The organism is Microbacterium ureisolvens (genome assembly GCF_015278315.1).
Classification (GTDB): domain Bacteria; phylum Actinomycetota; class Actinomycetes; order Actinomycetales; family Microbacteriaceae; genus Microbacterium; species Microbacterium ureisolvens.
The window spans coordinates 92426-106558 of record NZ_JADIJE010000009.1 but is presented as its reverse complement, the minus strand read 5'-3'; the positions used below and the strand labels follow the sequence as shown (position 1 = coordinate 106558).

Here is a 14133-nt window from a genome sequence, read left to right as displayed (position 1 = left end):
CTCCCGCGAGGTGGCGGATTCCCGTGACAACGGGCTCCTGGTCCGTGTGACGGTGCCGCGCGAGGGTCTCAGCTGCGCAGCCGGGTGCGCTCGGCGGCGAGCTGCTGCAGCAGCTCCGCGAGCGCCGCGATGTCGGGCACACGCACCGCCGCGGCCGTTTCGCCGTCGCCCACGCGGACGCCCAGATCGTCGTCGCCGAGGCTGGCCAGCGCGTCTTCGTCCGTGATGTCGTCGCCTGCGAAGAGCACCGCGTCGGCGCCCAGGCGCTCTCGCAGCTCGGCGATGGCGGAGTCCTTGCCCTCGTGGCGGAATGCGAACTCCACGATGTTGTGGCCTGTCCGCCGGCGCCACTGGGGCGCCTCAGCGGCGACGATCGCGTCGACGATGCGGTTCGCCTCTGCCGCCGCCTCGGGCGTCGCCCGGCGCGTGTGGACGCCGAACCCGAAGGTCTTGGGTTCGATCCACACGCCTTCGAGGCCGGCGGTGTCCCGCTCGGCGTGCGTGCGCAGGGCGTCGCGCAGGGCGACGTCGGCGTCGTCCTCGCCGTGGCTCAGGATCCCTTCTCCGGGCGACCAGAACTCCGCGCCGTGCGAACCCGCGAGCAGCACCCGCGAGCTGTCGTCGTGGTCCGCGATCACGCGCAGATCGACAAGGCTGCGGCCCGACACGAACGCCACGACCGTGTCGGGCGCGGCGACGAGCGCGTCGACGGCATCCCGTGCGGCAGGCAGCATCCGTGCGCTCATCGGGTCGTCCGCGAGCGGCGACAGCGTGCCGTCGAAATCCAGGGCGACGAGGAGGAGATCGGATGCCGCGACCCGGGCGACGCCCTCGCGTGCTTGATGAGTGAGCGTCGAGGTCACGCGTCCACCTTCTCGCCGCTGCGGCGCAGCTGTCGTGCCTCTTCGAGGGCGTCGAGGAACGAGCGCGACCACCGTGCGACGTCGCTCTCGATCACCTTCTTGCGCAGGGCCCGCATGCGGCGCCCCTGCTCGGCCGTGGGCATCTCGATGGCGCGCATGATCGAGTCCTTCATGCCGTCGATGTCGTGCGGGTTGATACGGATGGCGCTGGGCAGCTCGTCGGCCGCGCCGGCGAACTCGCTGAGCACCAGCACGCCCTTGTTGTCGATCCGTGACGCCACGTACTCCTTGGCGACGAGGTTCATGCCGTCGCGCAGCGCCGTCACGAGCATGACGTCGGCGGCGAGGAAAAGTGCCACCATCTCCTCGCGCGGGTACGCCTGATGCAGATACCGGATGGCGGTGTGGTCCATGGTGTCGAAGTCGCCGTTGATGCGGCCGACGGTGAGCTCGATCTCGTCACGCAGCTGCATATACGCCTCGACACGCTCGCGGCTGGGACTGGCGACCTGCACGAGGGTCACGTCCTCGACCGAGATGCGGCCGTCCTGGAGGAGCTCGCCGAACGCCTTCATCCGATGGCGGATGCCTTTGGTGTAGTCGAGGCGGTCGACGCCGAGGAGGATCTTCTTGGGGTTGCCGAGGCTCTCGCGGATCTCGCGGGCGCGGGCCCGGACGTCGTCCCGGCGGGCGAGCTCGATGTACGACGTCGCGTCGATCGAGATCGGGAACGCCTTGGCGAGAGCCCGCCGCGTCGTTCCGTCGGGGTTCGGCACCGTGATGCCGGTGGCCTTCGTCTGGTAGCGGAACTGGCGCCGGACCGCGCGGGCGAAGTTGCCGGCATCCGCCACCCGCTGGAATCCGATGACGTCCGCGCCGAGCAGCCCCTCGAGCACCTGGCGCCGCCAGGGCAGCTGGGAGTAGAGACCGTATGCCGGGAAGGGAATGTGGTGGAAGTATCCGATCGTGAGGTCGGGCCGGGCGTCGCGGAGCATCTGCGGCACGAGCTGCAGCTGGTAGTCCTGCACCCAGACGGTGCCGCCCTCGGCGGCGACGGCCGCGGCCGCCTCGGCGAATCGTCGGTTGACCCGCACGTAGGTGTCCCACCAGACGCGGCGGTACCGCGGCTCGGCGATCACGTCGTGATACAGCGGCCAGAACGTGTCGTTCGACATGCCCTCGTAGTACTTCTCGACCTCGTCCGCGCTCAGCGAGACGGGCACCAGGTGCGTCCCCTCGAATTCGAAGGGATCGACGTCGATGTCGGGCTGACCGGGCCAGCCGACCCAGGCGCCGTCGGCGCGCCGCATCACCGGCTCGAGTGCGGTGACCAGCCCGCCCGGCGAGCGACGCCACCCCGGCTCGCCGTCGTCGTCGACGACCCGATCAACGGGCAGCCGGTTGGCGACGACGACGAGATCTGCGGTGGGGGCGGGCTCTGTCACGCGGGCTCCAGACGGTTCGTGGACTCGGCAGGCTCAGGCTAACAGCGCGGCCAACCGCCCGTCCGGCCTTGACGAGCACGCGACCCCATGTCAAGGGGCGCATGCGTCGCACCTGCCGCGCTAACGTGGCCCCATGCGCAAGTACCTCTTCGGCACCGGGCTGCTCACCGCCATCACGGGAGGCGCGACGCTCCTGAGGGCACTCCGCGAGCACGAGCCGTTCACGTGGCGGCAGGCTCTCGCGTGGATCAGCTGGGGCATCTCGCTCGCGCTCGCCATCGGGGCGATCGTCGACATCCGGCGCGCGTCGCGCGGTGAGTCCATCGCCGACGACTCGCCCATTCACGGCAGCGAGTCGAAGCTGCGCCGGCAGCGCCTCGCGCGCCGCCTCCAAGCAGACTGAGCCCCGCGCCACCGCCGCGACCGGCGCCGCCGGAACCGCTCGGCGCCGCCGGGACCGCGAAAGGGTACGTCTCCGCACGAGCAGCGTGCGAAGACGTACCCTCTCGATCTCACCTCAGCGCGTGAGGATGAGCGCGTCGCCCTGACCGCCGCCGCCGCAGAGGGCGACCGCGGCCGTTCCGCCTCCCCGGCGCACGAGTTCATGCACCGCGTGGACGACCAGCCTGTTGCCGGAGGCCCCGATCGGGTGCCCGATCGCGATGCCGCCGCCGTGCGGGTTGACGACGTCGTCCGACAGTCCGAGCTCGGCCTGGCAGCGGGCGACGACGGCGCCGAACGCCTCGTTGATCTCGACGATGTCGAGATCGGATGCCGCGATCCCCTGCTTGGCGAGCGCCTGGTCGATCGCGCGCGCGGGCTGCGAGTGCAGGGAGTTGTCGGGGCCGGCGACCTGCCCGGACGCGCCGACCACTGCGAGCACGGGCCAGCCGCTCTCGTCGGCGTGGGAGCGGGTCGTGAGCACGACCGCGGAAGCGCCGTCTGAGATCTGCGACGAGTTGCCGGCGGTGATCGACCCGCCTTCGGCGAACGCGGGGCGGAGCCCCGCCAGCGTCTCGACGGTGGTGTCGGGCCGCACGCCCTCGTCCTTGGTCACGACCACGGGATCGCCCTTGCGCTGCGGGATCTCGACCGGCACGATCTCTGCGTCGAAGACGCCGCCCGACTGCGCGGCCGCGGCCCGCTGGTGCGAGCGCGCCGCGACGGCGTCCTGCGCTTCGCGCGTGATCTCGAGCCGGCCGTTGTGCCGCTCGGTCGAGGCGCCCATGCTCTCTCGGTCGTACGCGTCGGTGAGGCCGTCGAACGCCATGTGGTCGAGCACCTCGATCGAGCCGTACGCCCAGCCGTCCCGCGACCCCATCATCAGGTGCGGAGACCGCGTCATCGACTCCATGCCGGCGGCGACCACGACGGTCGCGTCGCCGACCTTGATCATGCGCGCGCCGTCGATGATCGCCGTGAGGCCCGACAGGCACACCTTGTTGACGGAGCTGGAGTGGACATCCCAAGGGATGCCGGCACCCACGGCCGCCTGACGCGCGGGGTTCTGCCCGCTGCCGGCGGGAAGCACCTGACCCACGAGCACCGCGTCGACCGCATCCGCGGGGATGCCGCCCTGCGCCAGTGCGCCCTTGATCGCGGCGCTGCCCAGCTGCACCGCCGTCAGCGGAGCCAGCTGGCCCTTCAATCGACCCTGCGGCGTCCGCGCCGCCGCGACGATGACGACGTCGTCGTTGATGTTGTTCATGCCTCCACCTTCATCTCGACGCGCTCGTCCCGCGCTGCTCGCTGGGCGGGACTGAGCTGGAGCTCCGGTTCGGTCGCCGCGATCACCTCGTCGGCCGTGACGCCGGGAGCCACCTCGACGAGCACGAGTCCGGCATCCGTCACATCGATGACCGCGAGGTCCGTGATGATCCGGTCCACCACGCCTTTGCCGGTGAGCGGCAGCGAGCAGTCGTTCACGATCTTGGCCGACCCATCCTTGGCGACGTGCTCCATGAGCACGATCACCTTCGCGGCTCCGTGCACCAGGTCCATCGCGCCGCCCGGGCCCTTGACCATCTTGCCGGGGATCATCCAGTTCGCGAGGTCACCCGCGGCCGACACCTGCATGGCGCCGAGGATCGCGGCGTCGATCTTGCCACCGCGGATCATGCCGAAGCTCGTCGCGGAATCGAAGAACGCCGCACCGGGCAGCGTCGTCACGGTCTCCTTGCCGGCGTTGATCAGGTCGGGGTCGACGCGGTCCTCGGTCGGATAAGGCCCGACCCCGAGGATGCCGTTCTCGGACTGCAGCACCACGGTGACGCCGTCGGGCACGAAGTTCGGCACGAGCGTCGGCAGCCCGATGCCGAGATTGACGTAGGCGCCATCGGCGAGCTCCTGGGCCGCGCGCGCGGCCATCTCGTTGCGGGTGAGCGGCATGTCAGGCTCCTTCGGGCATCTCGCGCGACGCGGCCTGTGCGACCGAGACCGTGCGACGTTCGATGCGCTTCTCGATGTCGGATCCGACCTCCACGATGCGGTGCACGTAGATGCCGGGAAGATGGATGGTGTCGGGGTCGAGCTCGCCCGGCTCGACCAGCTCCTCCACCTGGGCGATGCACACGCGACCGGCCATCGCCGCGAGCGGGTTGAAGTTGCGCGCAGCCTTGTTGAACACCAGGTTGCCGTGCCGATCGCCCTTGAGTGCGTGCACGAGCGCGAAATCGGTGACGATCGCCTCCTCGAGCACGTAGTCGCGCGCGATGCCCGACACGTCGAAGCTGCGCACATCCTTGACCGGCGACGCCACCGCGATGCTGCCGTCCGCGGCGTAGCGGCGCGGCAGCCCGCCTTCGGCGACCTGCGTGCCGACGCCGGTCTGCGTGTAGAACGCGGCGATGCCCGAGCCGCCGGCGCGCAGCTTCTCGGCGAGTGTTCCCTGCGGCGTCAGCTCGAGCTCGAGCTCGCCCGAGAGGAACTGCCGCTCGAACTCCTTGTTCTCGCCCACGTACGACGACGTCATCTTGCGGATGCGCTTGGCATTCAGCAGGATGCCGAGGCCCCAGTCGTCGACTCCGCAGTTGTTGCTGACGATGCTGAGATCGCCGGTCCCCTGCGCGAGGAGAGCCTCGATCAGCGCGATCGGATTGCCCGACAGGCCGAACCCTCCCACCGCGAGCGAAGCGCCGTCGGGGATGTCGGCGACGGCCTCCGCCGCCGAGCCCCACGTCTTGTCGATCATTCTGCTCCTTTGCATCGACCACGTCTGCAGAACTCCTCTTCTCCGCGCCGCGCACAGGGGCGGATGCCGGTTTCGCGCGCTGTTTCTGACGAATCGAAGGAGTTCTGCACACCATGCTCCACCGCCGACCCACGCGTACGCCAGGCGGCGCTTGCGATGTGGAGTCCCCGCGTCGTAGCGTCCATATCGTGGACAACACCGCGAAGCGCAGCGTTCCGGGCGCCCAGTCGATCGCGCGGGCGGCGCACCTTCTGCGACTGGTCACCTCCGGTGGAGACGACGGGATGCCGGTGGCCGAGCTGGCCCGCCGTGCGGAGCTCACCCGCCCGACGACGCACCGCCTGCTGACCGCCCTGCGCCAGGAGGGCCTGGTCGACCAGGACGAGCGCACCGGACGCTGGATGCCCGGACCCGAGCTCTTCCTGATGGGCACGGTCGCGGCATCCCGCTACGACATCACCGCCGTCGCACGCGACATCGTGCGCTCGCTGGCCGTGCGCACCGAGGAGAGCGCGTTCCTCTCGGTCCGCCGGGGCGACGAGACGGTGTGCCTGCTGCGGGAGGAAGGCAGCTTCCCGATCCGGTCGTTCGTGCTGTCGGAGGGAGTGCGATTCCCCCTCGGCGTCGCGTCGGCAGGCCTGGCCATCCTCGCCTTCCTGCCGCCCCACGATGTGGACGCCTACTTCGAGCGGCATCCGGAGCTGCCCCGCGAGTGGGGAGCCGCCCACGGGGAGCCTCGGATGCGCGCACGCCTGCGCGAGACCCAGGAGCGCGGCTACGCGGTCAACCCCGGCCTGATCGTCGAGGGCTCGTACGGCATCGGCGCCGCCGTCTTCACGCGCGAGGGGCATCCGCAGTGGGCGCTCAGCCTCACCGGCGTCGAGTTCCGCTTCGGCCCCGACCGGCTCCCCGAGCTCGGCCGCACACTTCTGGCCCACGCGCACCAGCTCACGACGCGCATTGCGGCCTCTCGCTGAGGGAGCGGGTCCGACCGCGCCGGGGCCTCAGACGGCCGCGACGGCGAGCTCCTCGCGGACCGCCGCCGCGACGACATCGGCGCCGGCGGGCGACATGACGATCGTGTAGTGGTTGAAGCCGTCCACCCGCTCGTGCTCCACACCGGGGTAGGCCGCCAGCAGTCTCTCGAGGTGGTCCGGCGCGTACAGGCCGGGCGGCTCGTCCTGCAGTCCGCGCGGCACCGTGAGGAGCCGGGACGGATGCCGCAGCCCGGCCAGCGCCGCCGGCAGCGCCGTGCCCGTGTTCATGTCGACCGTGTCGTCGGCGGTCGTGGCGTAGCTCGTGGCCGGCCGGAACGCCCCCTCGCCGTCGTCGACGAGGTCGTACGAGAGGTAGCGCTCGAGCTCGGGCGTCCAGTCCGACGCGAATGCGGGATGCTTCCGCCAGAAGTCGAGGTACTCCCCCGCATCCGGGAACCGCATCGACAGTCGCGCGGCGGTCGGCCCGAGGATGCCCACCACCAGCTGGTCCGTCGTCAGCCCCGCCGGAACGTCGAGCGGAAGCCCGCCGTCGACGAGCAGCAGCCGCGCCACGCGGTCGGGGTGCTGGTGCGCGAACACGACGGAGACGAACCCGCCCATCGAGTGCCCCACCACGACGACGCGTGAGATGTCGAGAGCATCCAGCAAGGCCGCGAGATCCGCCGCGTGCGCGGCCATGCCCGCCGATCCCGTGATGCCGTTGCTGCGGCCACGACCCCGGAGGTCGGGCGCGACCACTCGCACGCCGGGCAGCCGCTCGACGACGAAGGGCCAGGCGAGGTGCGACGCCGTCACGCCGTGCACCGCCAGCACGGTCGGCGCGTCGGGTGCGGCATCCGTCGGCTCCCACACGCCCGCGTGCAGCGACCCGCCATCCACGGGGACGTCGATCGCGCGATACTCGTGGCCGGCCGTCGCCGCCCTCTCCTCGGTGCCGCTCATCGAGCCGTCCACCCGCCGTCCATCGTGTACGAGGCGCCGGTGACCATGCCCGCCTTGTCCGACACGAGCCAGCCCGCAAGGGAGGCGACCTCGTCAGCCTCGACGAGACGCTTGACCGCGCTCTCGGTGAGCATGATCTTCTCCACGACCTCGCTCTCGGGGATGCCGTGCACCTTCGCCTGATCGGCGATCTGCTTCTCGACGAGAGGCGTCCTCACATAGGCGGGGTTGATGCAGTTGCTCGTGACGCCGTGCGCGGCCCCCTCGAGCGCCGTCACCTTCGAGAGCCCTTCCAGGCCGTGCTTGGCCGCGACGTAGGCGGATTTGAAGGCGCTGGCGCGCAGGCCATGGGCGCTCGAGATGTTGACCACACGCCCCCAGCCCCGCTCGTACATCGCCGGCAGCGCGGCACGGATCAGGAGGAACGGCGACTCCAGCATGAGCCGCAGGATGAGCCGGAACGCATCGGGATCGAACTCCGGGATCGGTGAGACCCGCTGGATCCCCGCGTTGTTCACCAGGATGTCGACATCGAGCGTCAGGTCGTCCAGGGCGGCGGTGTCACTGAGATCGACAGCCCAGGCCTCGCCGCCCACCGAGGCTGCGGCATCCGTCGCGGCATCGACGTTCAGATCCGCGATGATCACATGCGCGCCGCGGGCGGCGAACTCGTGCGCGCAGGCCAGGCCGATGCCGCTCGCGCCGCCGGTGACCAGCGCGCGCCTGCCCGTCAGATCGTGCTCCGTCATCAGGCGTCCTTTCCGCCGGCTCGCGGTGCGAGGGCGTTGTCGATGAACCGGGTCATGCCGGCGAAGACGTCGGGATCGAGCTGCGCCGGGGGCTTGCCGTCGGCGTCGCGCTCCCACAGCAGGAAGCGCATGCCGATCAGCTCGCCCATGCCCATCAGCGCCCAGGCAGCGACCGCCGGGTCGAGATGCGGATCGACGTCGCCCGTGGTCTGCGCGGCGCGCAGGCCGGCCTCGTAGCCCTCGACGATGCGGGTGTAGTGCGTGCGCAGCACTTCGGGCGAGACGAACTCGGCCTCGCGCACCACGCGGTACAGCGCCGGATGCTCGGCGGTGAAGCGGAAGAAGCCCGCGAACCCCGCGCGCTCGGCTTCGAGGCGGCCGGACGCGCCCTCCATCGCCTCCGACATGGAGTGGCGCACGCGGCGGTTGAGGTCGAGCACGAGCGCCTCGAAGATCGACTGCTTGCTGTCGAAGTAGAGGTAGAAGGTGCCGAGGCCGATGCCGGCCCGCTCGGTGATCTTGACGATGGATGCCTCGTGATACCCCTGGTCGGCGAACACCTGCTCCGCCGCCTCCAGCAGCCGGCGTCGCGTCGCCTCGCCGCGCTTGGTGAGCGGCCTCCCGGTCGCGGAGGAGACCAGCTCCTCCTCGTGCTCGACCAGTTCGTCGGACATGCTCATCGGGACTCCCCCTTCGTGCGCACGTCGCCGTCGACGGGTGCGCCGTCCGCATCGTCGCTCTCCCCCGAGCGATCCATCAGCATCCGCGCCTGCGCGCGCAGTCGAGACCGGGCCAGCTTCTCGATCGTCGAACGCGGCAGCGCGTCGACGAACTCCACGTGCACCGGGATCTTGAAGGCCGCGAGGTTGCGCCGTGCGTGGGCCAGCACCTCGTCGACCGAAAGGGCCGCTCCGGCGGCCGGTACGACGAACGCGACGCCGCGCTCCCCCCAGACGGCGTCGGGCACGCCCACGACGGCGGCCGCCTCGACGAGCGGGTGAAGGCAGAGCGCGAACTCGACCTCGGCGGGGGCGACGTTCTCGCCGCCGGAGATGAAGATGTCTTTGAGCCGGTCCACCACCCGGAAGACGCCGTCGGCGTCACGCGAGACGAGATCTCCCGTGCGCAGCCAGTCGCCGCGCATCGCCCGTGCCGTGGCCTCGTCGTCGCCGAGATACCCGGCGAACACGCTGGGCCCGCGCACCCACAGTTCGCCCGTGGCCTCACCGTCCAGGGGCAGCTCCGACACCGGATCGACGACGCGCACCGAGACGTGCGGATAGGGCCGTCCGACCGCGCCGGGGGCGGCGGCCGCCTCCGCAGCGGGGAGGTGGAGGACGTTCGGCGCCGCCTCGGTGAGACCGTAGCCCTGGGTCAGCGCGATGCCGCGGGCCGTCCACGGCTCCTGCAGCGAGACGGGCATCGTCGCGCCCCCGACCAGCGCCAGGCGGAGGGACGAGGCATCCGTCGCCAGCCAGTCGCGGTCGTCAGCGAGGAGCGCGTACTGCGTCGGCACGCCCATCATCGCGGTGACACCGCGCTCGGCGATCAGCTGGAGCACGCGCGCGGGCTGGAACGAGCGCTCGAGCACCACCGTCGCCCCCACCCACCAGGCCAGGAGCGGCTGGCAGTTCCACGCGGCGACGTGGAACTGCGGCAGCATCGCGAGCACCACATCGTCCTGCGTGAGCGGCAGCGCCCGCGCGAGAGCGAGGTTGTTCCAGAAGCAGTTGGCGTGCGTCAGCACGACGCCCTTCGGCGCCGCCTCGCTGCCCGAGGTGAAGATGATCAGGAGCGCGTCGTCGTCGTACACCGGCCGGCGCGCGCGCGGATGCGCCGCGGGGGGCACGGATGCCTCGACCCCGGTCGTGCCCAGCACCGCGACAGGCGGCATCGCGTCAGCGACGCGCAGCGCCTCGCCGGCGAGGGATGCGTGCTCATCCTCGATCAGCAACAGCGCCGGCGCGGAGCGGCCGAGCACGTCGGCCAGCTCCCGCGGCGTGAGTCGCCACGACAGCGGCACGAACGCGACGCCGGCGATGGCGCAGGCGAAGAACGCGACGACGTGATCCGTCGAATTGCCCGACACCGTTGCGATCCGGTCGCCCGGACCGTAGCCGGCACGGCGGAGGCCGTCGGCGAGCGCCGTCGCGCGTGTCGCGAGCGTCGCGTAGTCGGTCCTCACGCCGCGGTCGTCGATCGCCACGCGCTCCGGCGAGTGCGCGGCGCGGTCGACGATCCAGCGCCCGATGGTGTGGGGCCCGTCGTCGAGGGCGGGGTCGTCGGTCCAGGTCACGCGCGCACCTCGACGGGCGCGTCAGCGGTCTCGGCGGTGTGCTCGGCGTCGTCCAACCCGCGCAGCGAGCCGCGCACCTTCTCCCCGCGACGGCGGCGGACGGCCGCGTCGATCGTGCCGGCGATGCCGCCCGGGAGGAACATCACGACGATGATGAACAGCACGCCCAGGAGGAACAGCGGCTCCGACAGCGGGATCCGCAGCACGTCGGGGAGGCCGGCGATGGCCTCGGAACCTGCGAGCACCGTCAGTCGCTGATCCAGCAGCGTGTAGAGCACACCGCCCACGATCGCACCCCAGCGGAATCCGACGCCACCCAGCACGACCATCACCAGCACGGTGATCGTGAGGTCGGCCGAGACGGCGCGCGGCACCGTGCCCGACTGCAGGAGCATGTAGGCCACGCCGGCGAGGCTCGCGAGCCCTGCGGCGATCACGAACACGATGAGTCTCACCCGGTAGGGCGAGAGGCCGAGCACGCGCACGCGCTGCTCGTTCTCGCGGGTCGCCCGGGCCAGGTGGCCGAGTCGCGACGTGTCGACCCACAGCGTGACCAGGTAGACGACCACGAGCACGGCGAGCGTGAACCAGTAGAGGTTGCGCGTGTTGATGACGCCGATGAGGAAGTCCGGCACCTGCTCGGTGTTGAGGCTGAGTCCCTCCTCACCCCCGGTGACCTGCGAGTTGCGGCGCACGAGCACCGAGCCCGCCTGCGCGAACGCCAGCGTCACCATCGCGAACGGGATGCCCGACACCCGCATCGAGACCGCCCCGGTGACCAGCGCGATGATCATGCCGCCGATCAGGGCGACGAACACGCCGGGCCACAGCGGAACCCCGAAGTGCTCGAGCGCGATGCCGAGTCCGTACGCGCCCGCACCGAAGTACAGCGCGTGCCCGAATGACAGCATCCCGCCCGATCCGAGCAGCAGGTTGTACGACAGCGCGAGCGCGGCGAACACCATGCACAGCGACAGCAGGGCGAGCGTGCCCGGCATGTACGTCGGCGTGGGGAGGATCCCGGGCAGCGAGAGGTTGAGCAGCGGCAGCATCGCCATGAACGCCACCAGCACCACGCCGATCACGGCGGGGACGAATCGACGGATGCCGGAGCCCGCGGCGGCGCCGGCCCCCTGAGCCTGCTCCCCCGGTCCCTGAGCTCGCTCCCCCGGTCCCTGAGCCTGTCGAAGGGTCATGCCTTCCTCCCGAGGAGTCCGGTCGGCCGCACCAGCAGCACGAGCGCCAGCAGGATCACGACGATGAAGTCGCCGGTGCCGCCCAGGTAGAAGTTCGCGAACTGCTGGAGCACCGCGACGAGGACCGACGCGACCGCCGCGCCCGTGAGCGAACCGAGGCCTCCGACGACGGTGACGATGAACGCGAAGATGAGGAGCGTCTGCCCGAGGTGGGCCGAGACGAACGTCGAGTAGTGCATGGCCAGCACGCCGCCGATGCCGGCGGCCGCACCGCCGATCGCGAAGACGAGCGTGAAGGAGCGGCGCACGTCGATGCCGAGTGCGGTCACCATCGAGCGGTTCTCGACGCCGGCCCGGATGATCATGCCGTAGCGGGTCTTCTGCAGGAAGAGGACGAGCGCCGCGAGCACGAGCACGGCGGCGATCATCAGCACCCAGTACGTGTTGGGGATGCGGGCGCCGAGCACCTCGGTGGTCTGCTTCAGCCACGACGGCCCCGAGATGTGGATCGGGTCGGTGCCCCAGATGCCTTCGAACAGTGCGACCGCGGCGAACGAGAGACCCACCGTCACGAGCACCTGCTCGATGTGCCGCTCGTACAGCGGGCGGATGAGCACGAGCTCGGTGAGGGTCGCGAAGACGGCGCCGACGGCCGCTCCGACGAGGACCGACAGCAGGAAGGAGCCCCACGAGTCGGTGCCGAGCGCCTGCGCCACCATGAAGCCCATGAAGGCGCTCAGGGTCAGGAACGCGCCGTGCGCGAAGTTCAGCACGTGCATGAGGCCGTAGATGAGGCTGAGGCCGCTCGCCACGAGGAAGTAGAGGGCGCCGAGGCCGACGCCGGTGATGAGGGTGAGGACGAGGGTGCTCACTTCGACTCGCTCCGCTCGCTCAGTGCGTCGCCAGCGTCCTCATGCTCCACGTGGACGCCCAACAGGCGCCGGGTGAGGTCTTCGTCGTCGAGGATGTCGCGCGCCTTGCCGACGTGCGCGACGCGGCCACCGGCGATGACGACGGCATCGTCGGCGAGGCGCCGGACGACCTCGAGGTTCTGCTCGACGAGGAGGATCGGGACGGTCTTCGACGCCTCCTGCAGCGCGTCCGCCACCTCGCTCACGATCTTCGGGGCCAGACCCTTGGTCGGCTCGTCGACGAGGAGCAGCTGGTTGTCGTTGAGCAGGGCGCGGGCGACCGACACCATCTGCTGCTGGCCGCCCGACAGCGTGCCGGCCTGCTGATCCCGACGCGCGACGAGGTCGGGGAAGAGGTCGGCGACGAACTCGCGCCGCGGGTTGCGCTGCCGCTCGGCGAGGGCGAGGTTCTCGGCCACGGTGAGCTTCGAGAAGACCTCGCGGTCTTCCGGGACGTAGCCGACCCCGCGCCGCACGATGCGATGCGTGGCGAGTCCGTCGATGCGCTCGCCCGCCAGCCGCACCTCGCCGCGGCGGGTGATGAGCCCCAGAATGCCCCGGAGCGTCGACGTCTTGCCGACGCCGTTGCGGCCGAGGACGGCGGTGATCCCGGTGGCCGGGACGTCGAACGAGACGTCCTCGACGACCTGCTGGCCCGCGATGGTGCAGCGGAGATGCCGCACGCTGAGGATGGCGGATGCCGCGGCCGCGGTGTCTGCGGTGCTCATGCGGCCTCCGTCCCCGCCGACCCGGTGCCGAGGTAGGCGCTCTGCACCAGCGGGTTCTCCATGATCCGCTGCGGCGTGTCGTACGCGATGATCGTGCCGAAGTACATGACGGCGACCTTCTCGACGAGCCCCATCAGGACATCGATGTGGTGCTCGACCATCAGGAGCGTGCACCCCTTCTCGCGCTGCATCTCGCGGATGTTCTCGACGAGGCCCGGCACATCGCCGGAGGCGACGCCTGCCATCGGCTCATCCAGCAGCACGATGCTCGCCTCCGTGGCCAGCAGCACCGCGATCTCGAGCTTGCGCTTGTCGCCGTGCGAGATGTCGCCCGCGAGTGCGTCCTGCATGTGCGTGAGCCCGACGGCGTCGAGCTTGGCCAGCGCCAGCTCGGTGGCGGCATCCGTCCGGCGCGGGAATCGCAGCAGCGACCCGGAGCCACCGAGCGACACCTGGGCGGCCAGGCGCACGTTCTCGAGCACCGACAGCTTCGGGAAGAGGCTCGAGGTCTGGAAGGTGCGACCCAGTCCCGCCCGCGCCCGCGCCGGCACCGACGCCGTCGTGATGTCGCGGTCGTCCAGCACGACGCGGCCGGCGGTGGGCTTCAGAAGCCCCGAGATCACGTTGAAGAGCGTGGTCTTGCCGGCGCCGTTGGGACCGATGACACCCACGAGGGAGCCGGCGGCGACGTCGAGCTCGACGTCCTTGAGGATCGTCGCGCCGCCGATCTGCAGGCCGAGGCCCTCGATCTCTAGTGCGGAGCCGCGGCGCGCGGTCTCCGCGGCGGGCGCGGACGGGACTGTGGTGTTCATCTG

Annotated in this window: 15 protein-coding genes; 2 read left to right on the top strand and 13 right to left on the bottom strand. The window is 70.9% G+C overall.

What is annotated here, in order from left to right; genetic code table 11:
• Positions 1-68 precede the first annotated feature (68 nt).
• Together otsB and IM767_RS14385 are read right to left on the bottom strand one after the other, a co-directional pair.
• A complete protein-coding gene (gene otsB, locus IM767_RS14390; protein ID WP_109210677.1) occupies positions 69-863 on the bottom strand; it encodes a trehalose-phosphatase in 795 nt (264 codons plus the stop codon).
• The gene (locus IM767_RS14385) at positions 860-2308 is read right to left on the bottom strand and encodes an alpha,alpha-trehalose-phosphate synthase (UDP-forming) (RefSeq protein WP_109210678.1); all 1449 of its coding nucleotides are present in this window, start codon (positions 2306-2308) and stop codon (positions 860-862) included. The genes otsB and IM767_RS14385 overlap by 4 nt, the downstream gene beginning before the upstream one ends.
• Positions 2309-2441: 133 nt before the next feature.
• Here IM767_RS14385 and IM767_RS14380 point away from each other — a divergent pair, with 133 nt between their 5' ends.
• The gene (locus tag IM767_RS14380; protein ID WP_109210679.1) at positions 2442-2711 is read left to right on the top strand and encodes a hypothetical protein; all 270 of its coding nucleotides are present in this window, start codon (positions 2442-2444) and stop codon (positions 2709-2711) included.
• A 114-nt stretch (positions 2712-2825) separates the two neighbouring features.
• Here IM767_RS14380 and IM767_RS14375 read toward each other — a convergent pair whose 3' ends face one another.
• From IM767_RS14375 to IM767_RS14365, 3 genes are read right to left on the bottom strand one after another with little or no spacing between them, the layout of a single operon-like run.
• A complete protein-coding gene (locus tag IM767_RS14375) occupies positions 2826-4016 on the bottom strand; it encodes an acetyl-CoA C-acetyltransferase (RefSeq protein ID WP_109210680.1) in 1191 nt (396 codons plus the stop codon).
• Complete coding sequence (locus tag IM767_RS14370; RefSeq protein WP_109210681.1) at positions 4013-4696, bottom strand: CoA transferase subunit B; 684 nt, start codon at positions 4694-4696, stop codon at positions 4013-4015. The genes IM767_RS14375 and IM767_RS14370 overlap by 4 nt, the downstream gene beginning before the upstream one ends.
• 1 nt (position 4697) lies before the next feature.
• Positions 4698-5498: a CoA transferase subunit A gene (locus IM767_RS14365; protein WP_109210682.1), complete on the bottom strand. Its 801-nt coding sequence runs from the start codon at positions 5496-5498 to the stop codon at positions 4698-4700.
• A 188-nt stretch (positions 5499-5686) separates the two neighbouring features.
• Between IM767_RS14365 and IM767_RS14360 the strand changes: the two genes are divergently transcribed.
• On the top strand, positions 5687-6475 hold the full coding sequence (locus tag IM767_RS14360) for an IclR family transcriptional regulator (protein WP_109210683.1): 789 nt from the start codon (positions 5687-5689) through the stop codon (positions 6473-6475).
• A 27-nt stretch (positions 6476-6502) separates the two neighbouring features.
• Here IM767_RS14360 and IM767_RS14355 read toward each other — a convergent pair whose 3' ends face one another.
• The 8 genes from IM767_RS14355 to IM767_RS14320 form a co-directional block, all read right to left on the bottom strand.
• On the bottom strand, positions 6503-7438 hold the full coding sequence (locus tag IM767_RS14355) for an alpha/beta hydrolase (RefSeq protein WP_109210769.1): 936 nt from the start codon (positions 7436-7438) through the stop codon (positions 6503-6505).
• Positions 7435-8187: a 3-hydroxybutyrate dehydrogenase gene (locus IM767_RS14350; RefSeq protein WP_109210684.1), complete on the bottom strand. Its 753-nt coding sequence runs from the start codon at positions 8185-8187 to the stop codon at positions 7435-7437. The genes IM767_RS14355 and IM767_RS14350 overlap by 4 nt, the downstream gene beginning before the upstream one ends.
• The gene (locus IM767_RS14345; protein ID WP_109210685.1) at positions 8187-8867 is read right to left on the bottom strand and encodes a TetR/AcrR family transcriptional regulator; all 681 of its coding nucleotides are present in this window, start codon (positions 8865-8867) and stop codon (positions 8187-8189) included. The genes IM767_RS14350 and IM767_RS14345 overlap by 1 nt, the downstream gene beginning before the upstream one ends.
• Entirely contained in the window at positions 8864-10483 is a 1620-nt protein-coding gene (locus IM767_RS14340) for a class I adenylate-forming enzyme family protein (protein ID WP_109210686.1), read from the bottom strand. The genes IM767_RS14345 and IM767_RS14340 overlap by 4 nt, the downstream gene beginning before the upstream one ends.
• On the bottom strand, positions 10480-11541 hold the full coding sequence (locus IM767_RS14335; RefSeq protein WP_109210770.1) for a branched-chain amino acid ABC transporter permease: 1062 nt from the start codon (positions 11539-11541) through the stop codon (positions 10480-10482). The genes IM767_RS14340 and IM767_RS14335 overlap by 4 nt, the downstream gene beginning before the upstream one ends.
• A 134-nt stretch (positions 11542-11675) precedes the next feature.
• A complete protein-coding gene (locus tag IM767_RS14330) occupies positions 11676-12551 on the bottom strand; it encodes a branched-chain amino acid ABC transporter permease (RefSeq protein ID WP_109210687.1) in 876 nt (291 codons plus the stop codon).
• Positions 12548-13318 (bottom strand): ABC transporter ATP-binding protein, encoded by a 771-nt coding sequence (locus tag IM767_RS14325; protein WP_109210688.1) that lies wholly within the window; start codon positions 13316-13318, stop codon positions 12548-12550. The genes IM767_RS14330 and IM767_RS14325 overlap by 4 nt, the downstream gene beginning before the upstream one ends.
• Complete coding sequence (locus tag IM767_RS14320) at positions 13315-14130, bottom strand: ABC transporter ATP-binding protein (protein WP_109210689.1); 816 nt, start codon at positions 14128-14130, stop codon at positions 13315-13317. Before IM767_RS14320 ends, IM767_RS14325 begins: the two co-directional genes overlap by 4 nt.
• Positions 14131-14133: the final 3 nt, after the last annotated feature.

Bases quoted from the DNA above. Each gene is read 5' to 3' on its own strand.
- IM767_RS14365 (WP_109210682.1), bottom strand. From the start codon at position 5,498: ATGATCGACAAGACGTGGGGCTCGGCGGCGGAGGCCGTCGCCGACATC.
- IM767_RS14320 (WP_109210689.1), bottom strand. From the start codon at position 14,130: ATGAACACCACAGTCCCGTCCGCGCCCGCCGCGGAGACCGCGCGCCGC.
- IM767_RS14355 (WP_109210769.1), bottom strand. From the start codon at position 7,438: ATGAGCGGCACCGAGGAGAGGGCGGCGACGGCCGGCCACGAGTATCGC.
- IM767_RS14375 (WP_109210680.1), bottom strand. From the start codon at position 4,016: ATGAACAACATCAACGACGACGTCGTCATCGTCGCGGCGGCGCGGACG.
- IM767_RS14335 (WP_109210770.1), bottom strand. From the start codon at position 11,541: ATGGCGATGCTGCCGCTGCTCAACCTCTCGCTGCCCGGGATCCTCCCC.
- IM767_RS14370 (WP_109210681.1), bottom strand. From the start codon at position 4,696: ATGCCGCTCACCCGCAACGAGATGGCCGCGCGCGCGGCCCAGGAGCTC.
- IM767_RS14325 (WP_109210688.1), bottom strand. From the start codon at position 13,318: ATGAGCACCGCAGACACCGCGGCCGCGGCATCCGCCATCCTCAGCGTG.
- IM767_RS14350 (WP_109210684.1), bottom strand. From the start codon at position 8,187: ATGACGGAGCACGATCTGACGGGCAGGCGCGCGCTGGTCACCGGCGGC.
- IM767_RS14345 (WP_109210685.1), bottom strand. From the start codon at position 8,867: ATGAGCATGTCCGACGAACTGGTCGAGCACGAGGAGGAGCTGGTCTCC.
- IM767_RS14380 (WP_109210679.1), top strand. From the start codon at position 2,442: ATGCGCAAGTACCTCTTCGGCACCGGGCTGCTCACCGCCATCACGGGA.